The following is a 13,400-nucleotide window of genomic DNA, read 5'->3' on the forward strand; positions in this document are numbered from 1 at the left end:
ACGATGTAACAACGTCGCAAAACACCACGTAATGCCACACGAATAATAAGAGCTAAACGCAATGCATATTCTTTTGTCAGACAAACGCTATACTTATAAACCGACATTTAGGTTCATTACGCCAAAAGACCAACAAAAAGTGAAAGTTAAGTTCTCAAATGACCTTGTACTTTCGCTGGGTTATAGGTTCACCGAGCAAATGAATTATTTTGCAATGGCTGCCGAAGCTGCTTTTATGTCGTTGAATCCGATTGATAGACAAAACAAGCAATTCTTCGTTGAACTCAACCTGGTCAGTCATGATAGTGAGCTTATTAATTTACAACCAGAGAGCACCAGCGTAGGGCTTGGATATGCATTAGGAGCAGCGCTCGCTTATCGTCAACAGTTAAATAAAAAAGCACCAGTACTAGAGCATGTTTTTTCAACAGGTGAAGTATCTCCAAGCGGTAATGTACACAGTATTGGCCATATCAACACTAAGATAGAAGGTGCATTACATGCAATGGCAAGTCACCCTGACATGCCATTTGCAATATTTTATCCTAAAGCAAACCTTCATGATATTACACCAACTCTCATCGATGAAGTGCAGCATTTAGGGGGGGCTCTTCATCCTGTAGAGCATATTAATCAAGCTTTAGAAATATTGTTAGGCCCTGATTTTGATGGTTCTCAAGTCGGTGGAACCCTTACATTTAAAGGGCTTTGCAGTTTTGACCCATATGATGAATATTATTTTTTTGGAAGAGAGCAACAAACTTCGGAACTTCTTGCTCTTTTCCAAGAAGATACACCTTTAATAAAAGTCCATGGTGTATCTGGTAGTGGTAAATCGAGCTTAGTAAAAGCCGGTCTGCTGCCTGCGATAGCCAAACAATATGATAGCGTAAAGTGGCACATAGCCCTACCAAAGCAATTCGAAGATAGTACCGCTTTGTTAACAGACTTTATTACGTCGGCGGAGGTTGGCTTTGACATAATACTGAAAATGCTCGACGTCTCTGTCGAAAGCTTCATTGAGGGACTATTAGAGCAAAAAACACAATATCTTGATGAGCTATCTGCACACTTAACTGCACATAAAACAAAATATATCTGGTTTATTGATCAATTTGAAGAGCTTTATGACGCACAACCAAGTAGCCAGCTTCTGCAAAGCCTTGTGCTCATTGGTGAAATTACCCCCATATCCATAATTGTTAGCATTCGCAGCGAATACCTTCATTACACAGGTATGCAAGGCCATGATTTCTACGTTCCACACAGCTTATCTGCCGAAAATTGGATTGATATCATTGAAAACCAAGCAATTGCTCTTGGAATATCACTGGAGACAGGCTTAGCTCAGACGATACAAACCGAAGCGCTTAAACTGTCTCATGCACTTCCTGCGGTAGAATATTTACTCGCACAAATGCACACTCTTGCTAACAAAAGTGATCATCCAAAGGTATTAACTTATGCACAATACAAACAATTAAATAAATTAACTGGTGTAATTTACAGACAAGCGGAAAAAATATTCGGACAATTTGAGCCACTCACTGAGCAGTTTTTTGAATTATTTGTTGGGGTTAATATTAATGGTAATTGCTATGCAAAACATGTTGATTTTTTAGCACTGGGCCAACAATATCCACAACTCAGTAACTTGGTTGATGAGCTTATAGAAAAACAACTCATTATCAGGCACCAAATATACAAATCACCTCCTTATGTAAAATTAACACACGACTGCCTGATCACCGTTGTTGAAGACCTATCACTGGACCAACAAATTTGGCCTCGGTTCTATATTTGGCTAAACGATCGTAAAGAATACTTACAATGGTTTCATGGGGTTGAAACTAAATATACGCAGTGGATAAGGCATCACGATAATATAGAAGAACAAAAACATTACGCCTTAAGCAAACATGAGCTTAATGAAGGGAGCAGATTTTTAAGCCAGCCAAATACGATTTGCTTACAAGAAGTCCGTAATTACATAATGCAATCTCAGCATGACTATCAATCATCGTTAGAATTACAAAATAAACAGCAAAAACGCCGCTTATTTACAACGGGCATGCTATTTTTGTGTACACTCATTGCGGGCTCATTTGCTTATGTACAAAAACAGCAAATAATTGCAGAACAGATAAAAACCACCGAAGCACTTACGCACTTAAAAGATAACGTATTGGTCAATATTGATTCGTTAGAGCCAATACTTGCCGATTACTTGCCCACTTTTCAAAGGAAACAACTAAATAAGCACTTATCAAACCTAATAGACAGCGTGGATGGTATCCCACTTGCTGATATTGATAAGCTCAGGCTTTTATTAATACAGGTAAAAATTCTTCGTCAAGATGACTCGACACACCGCAGTGAAATTAAGCAGGTTTTGGAGCAAATCCAACGTAAAGTATCGACATTTCCAAAAGTGCAATCTCCAGAGCTTGCTCACAAAAAAGTAGTCGCTCAATTCAACTATGAATTAGGCATATTATTGTTAAAACAAGGCTTTTCGTCAGATGCGAAAGTGTATTTTGAAGAAGCGATCAGTTTGTTAACCGATATACCTGAGAGTCATCATGAATTGGCATTACTCAATGCGCAACTCACCACCCGTGTTGCCACAATATCACTTGAATCAGGTAACACTGATTTAGCGACCAGTCAGCTGGAAAAGGTGCTGCTCACTTTAAACTCACATAAGCAACCCACACACTTAACGCAATCATTCAACAATTTGCGTGTGGATATTTATCGCAACCTGGCTAAAGCTGCTCCATCAAATACAATCGCCAAGGACATGTTGGTTCAAGCTGAAACCTTATTAAACCAGCTACTTGATAAAGACCCCAACCACCTTATATCACAATACAATTTATTAAAAACGTATATCAACTTAGCTGAAAAAAGTGCATCAAAATCGATTGCATCTCGATACTATAAAAAAGCAGATGAGTTGGCTCGAATATACGCTATAAAAGATCCCGACAATGTACATGTGCAAGTAGCACAGCTGCTATTAGCCACTAGGCTCGGCAAGGAGTACTTAGCTAACAAACAAATGCCCGAATCACAAAAGTACTTTTTATCGGGAGTGGAAATTGCCAATAAATTACAACGTTTAGATATTTCTAATATTGATTGGCAAGGTCATACCATTGAGCTGTATGCCGCTTTTGCCAATTACTACTCAGCAACTAATTTAGATGCGCAAAGCAAAGAATATCATCAACTTGCTCTCACATCGGCACAACGCCTTGCCGCGACTGATGAAAACAACTTGAACTTTGCCTATTTACTACAAAGCGTTCATGCCCAAGTAGCAAACAACTTTTATGACTTAGGGGAGAAGTTACAAGCACTGGCACACTTTGAAAAAGCAAAAGAGACTTTACTTACCTTAATCGAAAAAAACACCAGCAGTTTTAAGTATAAGAATAGCTATCGAAGAACATTATTTAATCTTGGTTATATCGCCACCGAGCTCGGTGACAATACACAAGCTTGTCAATACTTTTTGTCTGGCAAGCACTTTGTTGAAAAATACTCAAATGAACAAACGCACTTGGCTTTTAATAAATCAGCTAAGAAATTCGACCATTATATCGAATTACTTTCATGTAAACGTGTTGCAATACAACCGTGACGTGTGCAAACAATGAAAAGGAGGTGGGAATGTGGTTTAGCAAAAAAGACTCTGTAGAAGAAGCTTACCGATACATCAAATACTTAACTAAAAAAAAGTCAATCTCTGACCATCGTATCGATACTGAGGCACTCATTCAAGAAACCTTACTCAAGGTTATCAAGGCAACTCAAAGCGAAATAACCTCTGATAAAGAGCGTCCCGCAGCCCAACGCTTGAGTGCTCAAACTGATTTTAATCATTTATTAAAAGCTTACACATACCGGTCTTTCGAAAGTGTTTTTCTTGACATGAGCGCCAATGTGACATTTCGCCGTAAATCTTCGAGTGAACAAACTCATTCACGTGACCAAATTAATTCAGTTCAATTAATACATGTATACGAACATACCCATGGTCCTGAGAAGGTAACTAATATCTATGAGATGCTTCCAAGCAAGCAGCCAAAACCAGAACAAGCTGCCGCTATAGATAAAAATGCGACTCTTTTTATCAACTTATTACTAGAAACCATCGGACAAGAACCTGACAATAAGAAACGCGCACTATTTTACGATTTCTTTTCTCTGTCTTATCGAAAAACAGGCCATACCCAGAAACAATTAGGAGAGCTTCATGGCTTTCAAGGGAACACCGCCATTACACATATTTCGCGCTTTGTGAACAAACTTGCACAGCGCGTTGAAGCGTCTGAACTCAGCTTAGAACTTAGTAGCTCACAGCTAGCAGAATTAGACATTTACTTTCTCAATCACAGTAATAAATTAAATGAGACGATATCAGTATGAACAAGGTTAAGATCACAGACAAGGTGTATAAGTCGCTTGAAGATCACCTAATTGCACAATCTATTAGCGAATTTGAACGTGAAAAGCAGGTAGGCCTCACAGTTCACGATATGCATATCATTAACTCTATTTTTACGCAATATGTTGAGGAAGAGCATAAAACACCGAGCATACATTTTGAAGTGCCTTTGCTCGCGGCAAGCCCTGAAACGAGCAATTTAAACAAGCCTTGGTGGGACTTCGACACTATCATTAACGACACCTTTCAATTGGCTGTTTTTAGCTCGACAGATCAGAACATTGAAGATCAAGTCGATTTCGAGCTAAACCCAATTAAAGGAAAAGAACGAGAATTTGATGATTACTTTGCCACTTTCAGGGGGTCTAAACAAGGGATCCGCATTTATTGGGCTAAAAACAAGCAGCAAGTGATTATGGAAGGAGAGCTCGTCCACTCTTTTGAAGGTGACTATGTTAGTGGCCACGGTAAAGTACTTTCTAATGAATACTTAGGGAGCGGCCACTTTAAGTTAATGCTGGAATTCTTTTCTCTAGCAGCACCAGAGTAAGCCACTGCCCAGAATTTAAACCAGCATGAGTCTTAAAAAGCCGCTTTTGCGGCTTCCACGCTATTTTTTATACTTTTCAAACCACGCTAACGTATGTTCAATTTTGCTGATCATACGAGACGGCCGTCCTGCAATTCCATGCGGTGCACCTGGAATTTTTATTAGTACGGTATCAACTTTCCTAAGTTTCAATGCTTGATAGTATTGCTCCGTTTCTGCCATTGGTGTACGTAAGTCTTCCTCGCCAGTCATTAGCATTGTCGGCGTGCTCACATTGCCAACCAGTGACATAGGTGAACGCTGCCAATAGTGTTCAACATGATCCCACGGCATCCCTGGAAATTGCGTTGGAATTTGCAATAAGCCACTATCAGCTGTTAACACTTTACTAAGCCAATTAATGACCGGTTTGACGACGACAGCAGCATTAAAGCGATCAGATAAACCTATCGCATAAGCTGTGGCAATTCCTCCTGCAGATCCACCAGCAATAAATACGTTCTCTTTGTCAACAAACCCAGTCTGGATCATCGCATCAACACCCGAGTTATGGTCCGCGAAATCTTCTTTCGAACTATATTTATACTTCAGAAGCATAGCGAATCGCTCACCATATGAGCTACTTCCTCTGTGATTATCATAGAATACAACATAGCCTTCGGCTGCATATCGCTGTAGTTCAGCTGAAAAATGCGGACCATATGCTAAGTGTGGCCCACCATGGATCTCAAGTAACAGCGGATATTTTTTGGTCGGATCGAAATTAGGAGGTGTAATGTACCAACCTTGAATTGATTCACCATCAAATGATGATTTGTAGTTAATTTCATGGACTTTACCTAACGTCTTATGGGCCAGTAGATCCTCATTTAACGTGGTGAGTTGCTTTTGCTTTCCTCTTTTACTAATGATAGCAACATCAGCTGGCCTTTCACTGCTCCCGTGAGTAAAAGCAATTTTACCTGAATAATTACCACTGAACGCCCCACTTAAATAAGGGCGACCTAAAGTAGTACCTGAAAGCGAATCGGTCAGATCTGTGATTTTCCCTTTTGTGGTGATCGTGGCCAGTTTTCTTTTACCAAAATCATCATACGAAATCGCCAGCTTAGAGTCACTGATCCATGTCGGACTGCTAATCGAACGATCGAATTCACCAGCTATCATTTTTGTGGTCTTGTTTTGCCACTTCATGATGTTAAGCTTTTGATTGCGATATGGGTTTAGTGCATTAGATGCACTTAAATACGCCAGCTTCTTACCGTCGTTTGAAAAACTTGGCGTATGTTCACGTCCAGGTGCAGACGTCAGTTGCTGCAAATTATTGTTTAAATCAACCTCAAACAAATCACCTTCTAATCGCTTATATTCCCAGTCTTTTATTCTATTTGCTGAAAATATAATGCTTTTTGAGTCGCGTCGCCAAGATAGCTTTCCACTATGGTGATACTCACCCGAGGTTAATTGTCGCGCTGTACCACCATCACTTGGCAACACGAATATCTGCCGATATCCTGGCTTCACTAACCCTCGTCCATCGGCTTGATAATATGCTTTATCAATAACTATCGCAGGTTCCGACCATGTAGCCCCTTTTGGTTTAGCTGGCATTGCCGCAATGACCGAAGGCTTTTCGTTAACTAATTGACTAAACGCTAGCCACTTACCGTCTGGTGACCAAGTTAGATTGCTCACACCAGACTGTAACTGAGTTAACAATGCCGTTTTGTTTTCAGCGATATAATGCACATGAATTTGCGAACTACCGGACATATTGCTAACAAATGCTATTTTTTTACCGTCTTCTGACCATCTGGGTTGACTATATTGACTTTCGCCTGAAAACAGCGGGCTTTGTTCGCCCGATTTAGTGTCTACTAGCCATAAGTTACGCCTTTTGCTGTCGCGCATCACATCATTTGAATTACGTACATAGATGACACTGTCACCATTTGGTGACAATTGAACATCGCTTGCATATTCAAGAGAAAATATATCTTTTGAATCAAAAACAGTACTTGCATGAGTAACAGCCGGCACAATAGCACAAGCCATAACTGCACATCGAATTATATGAGACATGAGTGTTTCCCAAAAAGTCATTAAAATGATAGGTAATCATTATGAAACAAAGGCACAAAGTCGTCACTCCATACTCGATGAACTATCAATAAATTAGGGGCTGTTGATCTTTCATGTTCATTTTTTAAGCAGTTTGATTGGCTTTTATACAAGGAAGAGGCTGCGTAGCATGGCTATTCCATGTGAGTCAGCCGATAACATAGTAGAAAAGCCAATCAAACGCTGCCTACTGGTTCTTTTGAGCGCCCTTTTCTCTTTGTTGCTTAATATTCGCTTAGATCACTAAGCCACACATTAAGCGCCGCGATAAAAGCACGCTCAAAGAGAACAAAAATAGAACGGCAAAGATCAACAGCCCCTAGGCTCTTCATATTAAAAGTACATTTCACATAGGTAATTAGACTAAAAAACAGACATTCCTTCTCGTCACAAAGTGGAGATAACGCTCAGCTGTAAATAAATTAATAATATCTATCCATCAATAAGGAAATGAAAATGAAATACGCAGTCATGGCATTGTTATTGGCATCCCCCCTCTTATTTGCCAATAGCTCGACCAATGATCTAGATACCCAACAGTCATCATCGACCTTTGTTAGTAGTTCAACAACTGGCTCCTCGATGCATGATCTAATTTATACTAATAATTCAGCTTCATGTATTGAAGTGCAAGAAACGGCATTCGACCCAGGGGATCCTATTTTCATGTTCCCCTATTTTCACCCTTTAGTGATTAATAATGGCGAGTGCTACATCCGAGGACTTACGACAAGTGATCAATCCATAGATGATATGTACAACGCGGTACACCCAATAGCACGCACACAGGTGTCGATTATTGAAACCAACTTCAAAGAAATTGGCACTCAAATCGTTAACAATGTGTCTGCACAAACAGGCGCGCGCGTCAAAGGTATCGATGCTAAATTTATCGGTGAAGCGACCATTCGTATTCAAGGGCGAGTAGATAGCCAAGGCAATGTTCCTGTCACTGCTTCAGGGTTTGAAGTGCTCACTCAGGGCAAATTAAAAAAGTACCAATTAGGATTACCAGTACGTTTTACCGTCAACATTAAATACTCAAACATTCTATTGAAAGGTCAGTACAACATCTATAGTCGGAACCTGAGTATTGATCCTGCCAAATCTAGCTTTCAACCGAAAGTAGACGTTGATGTTAACCTGCCATTTTTATTCGAACTATTTGAGCAGCTAACCCCTAAAATATTCGATAAACTATATGAAGAGTTTGGCCGTATTGTAATTGATGTCTTTGAGTTCCTTGGGGTAGATATGACCCAAGACATCCCTGATGCCATTCAACATCATGCCAACCTAAGTACGGTTAACTTTGTGCCTATCACAGCGTTAGATAACAAGCGTGTTGGTGATGCAGTGCAATACACCATGAAGTTTTCCAAAGCGGGTGTTCAGTTCAAAGATGCAAACTCTCAAATTACGTTTTTAAATATGTGGTTATACGCGCCTTTTTATTAAAATAACGGTTACTGTCACTCAACAACAAAAAAGCCAGCACGATGTGCTGGCTTTCCTTTTATCTATCGTAAATTAAAAGCCAAACAAGCTCACTGCGAAAAACTTCGTTGCAACGGTATTCACAAAAATGATCAGTAACACAACTGGAATGAACGTCGATAGTGAAAAGTTCACGTATTTCTCAGTAAAGCTCCCTTCATATCCTTCACAGCCTTGAGATAACTCTTCAGATAAACGTACTTTCTTCCAACGATATATCACAAATAAACACACCATTAAGCCGTTGAGAGGCAAGATCGTATCGTAAAAAACATCATATACCAGATCAAATAAGCTCTTACTTGCGCCACCATAATTTATAAATTGGGTTAACCAATCAACCATACCAAATGACATCGTTGAGAGTATCGTTAATATACCCGTTGCACCTGCAAGTATGATTAATGCAGCCTTACGACTCACATTCTTCTCTTCCATTAACGCTGCGGTCGGCACTTCAATAATAGAGACCAAAGACGTGATTGCCGCAAAAAATACCAGCAAGAAAAACACAAAAGCCACAATCGAAGCGCCGGTGTATCCAATATCTGATTGAATGGCAAGTAGGATTTTAGGTAAGTATACAAAAATCATTGATACTGACGATTCAGATAATTCATCAGGGTTGGTTGCTGGGTTGAAGCTAAATATGGCTGGTAACACCATAAGACCCGCTATAAATGCGACCAAAGAATCAGTAAGCGCAACCATCTTTGCACCACCAACAATATCTTCCTTTTTAGAAATATAAGAGGCATAAGTCATTAAAATACCCATCCCCAAAGACAATGAAAAGAACGCCTGAGATAACGCACCATTTAATACACTGGCATTCATTTTAGAAAAGTCGGGAATCACATAATAGCGCACACCAGCCATCGCATTATCTAATGTTAGCACATAGGCAACAAGCCCTATCAATAGCACAAACAACGCAGGCATCAAAAACTTGGCCGCTTTTTCAATCCCTTGCTTTACGCCCCCCACTAAAATTAAATTAACGATAATACCAACCAGCAACATATACCAAAAAACACTAGATTGATTAATAAACTCACCAAAGTGCGCCGGATCCGCTAATGCATCTAGGTTCCCCATGGCTGTCTGTGCTAAGTATCCAAAAATCCAAACGGTGATAACCATATAAAATACAGCGATCATAAAAGGCGTTAAAACCGCTAACATGCCTGCAAACGACCACTTTTTGTCACTGCCAGAGAGCGTTTTATACGCACCGTATGGGTCTTTTTGTGCTTTTCGGCCCATGGCCATTTCAGCCATCATAACGGGCAAACAAATAAAAGCGACGAACAAAGCATAAACGAGTAAAAATGCACCACCACCATTTTTAGTAGCAGATACTGGGAAGCCAACTAAGTTACCAATCCCGACAGCAGAACCTGCTGCAGCTAAGATGAAACCTAGTCGGGAGCTAAAATGCTCACGATTTGCACTCATGCAGACAACCTTATTATTATTTTAAAATATCCGAGCGACTCTACCAGCCTTCACGGCCTATTTTCAAGTTTTTAACGTTAAAGGCCCAGACAAATCTGATCATCGTTTACAAGCTAGTGCAAATCAGACTACTATATGGAAAATTTATCTTACTGATTAGCATAGCTATGTTATATATGATCCATTCTACAGACGTAGAAAACTCTTTAGAAAAGCGCTTAGCTGCCCGACCCGCGCATATAGCGCGCATTACCGAGCTACAAGAACAAGGTCGTGTTGTTGCGGCGGGCCCATTACCGGCGATTGATTCTAATGATCCTGGAAATGCGGGTTTTACTGGCTCATTGATCATCGCTGAATTCGATTCATTAGCACAAGCACAAGCTTGGGCTGATGATGACCCTTATATTCACGCGGGTGTTTACGCTGGTAGTATCGTAAAACCATTTAAAAAAGTATTTTAATCTGATGTAAGTTCAGGAAAGGTTAATCACCTGTGTTCTAATCTTACATACTCTTGTTTAGTAACTTTAAGATCGTGGAGCTTTGTAAAATGCGATTGATAGTTTGTCTGTTTCTTTCTGGGTTGTTGTTACTGTCAAGTAACGCCTCAAGTGCTGAAAAGCAGACAATAACCAAAAAACAGGCTGTCGAACTTGCCTTAGCAGATTTTTCTGGTAGAACCTTGAAAATAACCGAGCAAGGTGACTATTTCATCGTACGTATATTGCAAAGCAACGGTCGTATTGTAGATCTCAAAGTTAATAAAGTGACTGGAGAGGTCAAAAAGGATTAGAAATGCGAATTTTAGTAATTGAAGATGATATTCAACTGGCCGAAAACCTGCGTAGCGCACTTGAGAAAGAAAAATACAGTATCGATTTATGCCATGATGGTGAGTCTGGTTTGTTTCATCTGAAAGAATATCCGTTAGATATGGCGGTTATCGATTTGGGGCTCCCGAAATTAAATGGTATCGAAATTATTCGTCAAGCCAGAGCTGCTGGAATAGACATTCCTATTCTAATACTCACCGCGCGAGATCGTTGGCAAGATAAAGTTGAAGGACTTGATGCTGGTGCAGATGATTACTTAACCAAACCGTTTCATTTAGAAGAACTCATCGCTCGCTGTAATGCCCTAATTCGTAGAAGTGCAGGTCAAGCAAATCCCGAAATCAGTATTGGGCCAATAAAAATTCATACCCGTTCTCAGCAGGTATGGGTTAACGAAAGAGAACTCTCATTAACAGCTTATGAGTATAAAGTACTCGAGTATTTAATGGTTAACCCCCAAAAAGTGATATCAAAATCAGAACTTACAGAACATATTTATGATCAAGATTTTGATTTAGATTCAAACGTCATTGAAGTCTTTGTTTTACGATTGCGGAAGAAGCTCGATCCCGATGGTACGCTTAATCCTGTCGAAACATTACGAGGAAGAGGCTACAGGTTTAAAAACCAGTGGTAAACGCTGCACAAATCTCTTTAAAAATAAGACAAGGATTCATTCTTGTCTTTGTGCTTATAGTTGCACTTCCGGCCTTGTTTTTCTCCATTGGCCGTGCCTATCATGCCTCTTTAGTTGAAGCAACAGAGAAAACCTTAGAAGCGCATTTATACTCCCTAATATCTGAAGTCGAATTTGTCACTGATGGCATTGAAATGCCTCGAACCATTTTGGCACCTGAGCTAAACCGGTTAAATTCAGATACCTTTGCAATGGTTTATCAAGATCAAACGCTTGTTTGGTATTCGGAGTCAGCGGTTAACCTGTCTGTCACACCCGAATTTGTAAACGGAGAAGCTGGCGCAGCTGAATTTGAGTTAGTGAAATACAATCAAGCAAAGTACTGGCAATTAAGCTTAACTGTTATTTTAGGTAACGCAGAACAATCGCAACATGCACGGTTTATTTTATTAAAACGCAACGATGCACTCGTAGAACAAATGTCGGGGTTTCGCAATACGCTTGTAAATTGGATGTTAGTCATGGGGGTACTTATTGCAGCGCTCATGGCTGTGGGCTTTATTTGGAATGCCAGACCTTTGCAACGGCTTGATAAAGAAATTAAAGAAGTGGAAGCCGGTGAAAGAGATAAAATCAGTGGCCTCTACCCTGTTGAACTACAAACAATTAAGGCTGACCTGAATTTATTACTTGATTCTCAACGCCGCCAAAAAGAGCGTTATAGATCATCCTTAAGTGACTTAGCCCACGCTTTAAAAACCCCCTTAGCAGTATTGAAATCTAGCCCGATGGCATCAGATGAAGACGCACAAGAGCAGCTCGATAGAATAAATGCAATGATAGAGCACCAATTAAAACGGGCTGCGACAGGCGCATCAGATACTTGGAAAAAGCAAACAGTTGTAGAACCTGTGCTAAAATCTATATTGAATGCAATGCGTAAGGTATATCACGACAAAAATATTGACTTCCATTGTCAATGTAGCCCGGATCTTGCTTTCTTAGGCGATAAAACAGACTTAATGGAAATTCTAGGCAATATTATTGATAACGCTTGTAAAGCTTGCCAACACACAGTTGAAATAAACCTACGTGCATTGAATAATAAAGGGATATGTATTGAAGTATCTGACGACGGCCCTGGAATACCCGACCATCAACGGTCTGAACTATTAAAACGCGGTGCGAGATTAGACACATATGAGGCTGGACATGGTGTCGGAATGGCCATTGTATCCGACTTAGTGAACGCATACCATGGGCATATACATATAGATAACTCACCACTTGGTGGAGCTAGGTTTTCGATTGAGTTTAATTATGAAAAAAACTAAAAACATCTTTTATTTTTCATTGCTATTTTGTTCAGCATCGGTCAATGCGAATATCGATATTTTAAAAGACTGTGAGCCATTGGCTGATACGCATCCGTCACGCGCAAAAAATTATATTATTTGTTTAGATGGGAACATTACCAACCTAGAGCGCACCAGAAAAACCTGGATCACCAAACTTAGACTAGACATGAATTTAATCGAACAAGATACAGGCAACTCTCAATTACTACCTATTGTAGAACGCAGCTTTATCAGGCAAGACAAATATATTGAAGACAGCTGTCGCTGGCGATATTTACATCAAATGCCTAACGCGACTAAGGCTGCCATCATCTATAAAAAATGTAAAATTCGCATGTTACAAAGGCACATTGAAGATCTCAAGCTCCCCTTCTAATCTTAACAGCGAGTGGTTTTCGAAGGGTGCCTTTCAATATACTCGTGCGCTTTAAACTGCACGCACCGATTAACTTTGTGATTGAAACGCGGTTAAAGGCAATGACAATAA

At 39.9% G+C, this 13,400-nt stretch carries 11 protein-coding genes; 9 read left to right on the plus strand and 2 right to left on the minus strand.

Features of this window, described 5'->3' with window-relative positions; genetic code table 11:
- Positions 1 to 61: 61 nt before the first annotated feature.
- From J8M01_RS20740 to J8M01_RS20750, 3 genes are read left to right on the plus strand one after another with little or no spacing between them, the layout of a single operon-like run.
- Positions 62 to 3,649, plus strand: coding sequence for an ATP-binding protein (locus J8M01_RS20740; RefSeq protein WP_211059192.1), 3,588 nt, complete (start codon positions 62 to 64; stop codon positions 3,647 to 3,649).
- Positions 3,650 to 3,678: 29 nt separating this feature from the next.
- Positions 3,679 to 4,437 (plus strand): hypothetical protein, encoded by a 759-nt coding sequence (locus J8M01_RS20745; RefSeq protein WP_211059193.1) that lies wholly within the window; start codon positions 3,679 to 3,681, stop codon positions 4,435 to 4,437.
- Entirely contained in the window at positions 4,434 to 5,006 is a 573-nt protein-coding gene (locus tag J8M01_RS20750) for a hypothetical protein (RefSeq protein ID WP_211059194.1), read from the plus strand. The genes J8M01_RS20745 and J8M01_RS20750 overlap by 4 nt, the downstream gene beginning before the upstream one ends.
- Before the next feature lie 60 nt (positions 5,007 to 5,066).
- Here J8M01_RS20750 and J8M01_RS20755 read toward each other — a convergent pair whose 3' ends face one another.
- Entirely contained in the window at positions 5,067 to 7,088 is a 2,022-nt protein-coding gene (locus J8M01_RS20755; protein ID WP_211059195.1) for a S9 family peptidase, read from the minus strand.
- Between the two features lie 495 nt (positions 7,089 to 7,583).
- Here J8M01_RS20755 and J8M01_RS20760 point away from each other — a divergent pair, with 495 nt between their 5' ends.
- Positions 7,584 to 8,585 carry a hypothetical protein gene (locus J8M01_RS20760; protein ID WP_211059196.1) on the plus strand — a complete coding sequence of 334 codons (1,002 nt, stop codon included), beginning with the start codon at positions 7,584 to 7,586 and terminating at the stop codon, positions 8,583 to 8,585.
- Positions 8,586 to 8,657: 72 nt separating this feature from the next.
- On the opposite strand, the gene J8M01_RS20765 is transcribed toward J8M01_RS20760, so the two are convergent.
- A complete protein-coding gene (locus J8M01_RS20765; RefSeq protein WP_210996664.1) occupies positions 8,658 to 10,082 on the minus strand; it encodes a sodium-dependent transporter in 1,425 nt (474 codons plus the stop codon).
- Between the two features lie 167 nt (positions 10,083 to 10,249).
- Here J8M01_RS20765 and J8M01_RS20770 point away from each other — a divergent pair, with 167 nt between their 5' ends.
- From J8M01_RS20770 to J8M01_RS20790, 5 genes are all read left to right on the plus strand, one after another.
- A complete protein-coding gene (locus J8M01_RS20770; protein WP_211059197.1) occupies positions 10,250 to 10,546 on the plus strand; it encodes a YciI family protein in 297 nt (98 codons plus the stop codon).
- A gap of 89 nt (positions 10,547 to 10,635) precedes the next feature.
- A complete protein-coding gene (locus J8M01_RS20775; protein ID WP_192507637.1) occupies positions 10,636 to 10,878 on the plus strand; it encodes a PepSY domain-containing protein in 243 nt (80 codons plus the stop codon).
- Between the two features lie 2 nt (positions 10,879 to 10,880).
- Positions 10,881 to 11,555, plus strand: coding sequence for a response regulator transcription factor (locus tag J8M01_RS20780; RefSeq protein ID WP_192507638.1), 675 nt, complete (start codon positions 10,881 to 10,883; stop codon positions 11,553 to 11,555).
- On the plus strand, positions 11,549 to 12,889 hold the full coding sequence (locus tag J8M01_RS20785; protein ID WP_192507639.1) for an ATP-binding protein: 1,341 nt from the start codon (positions 11,549 to 11,551) through the stop codon (positions 12,887 to 12,889). Before J8M01_RS20780 ends, J8M01_RS20785 begins: the two co-directional genes overlap by 7 nt.
- Positions 12,876 to 13,289, plus strand: a complete 414-nt coding sequence (locus J8M01_RS20790; protein WP_211059198.1) for a hypothetical protein — start codon at positions 12,876 to 12,878, stop codon at positions 13,287 to 13,289. Before J8M01_RS20785 ends, J8M01_RS20790 begins: the two co-directional genes overlap by 14 nt.
- Positions 13,290 to 13,400: the final 111 nt, after the last annotated feature.

The sequence above is a fragment of the Pseudoalteromonas sp. MMG005 genome, assembly GCF_018101015.1.
GTDB lineage: Bacteria > Pseudomonadota > Gammaproteobacteria > Enterobacterales > Alteromonadaceae > Pseudoalteromonas > Pseudoalteromonas aurantia.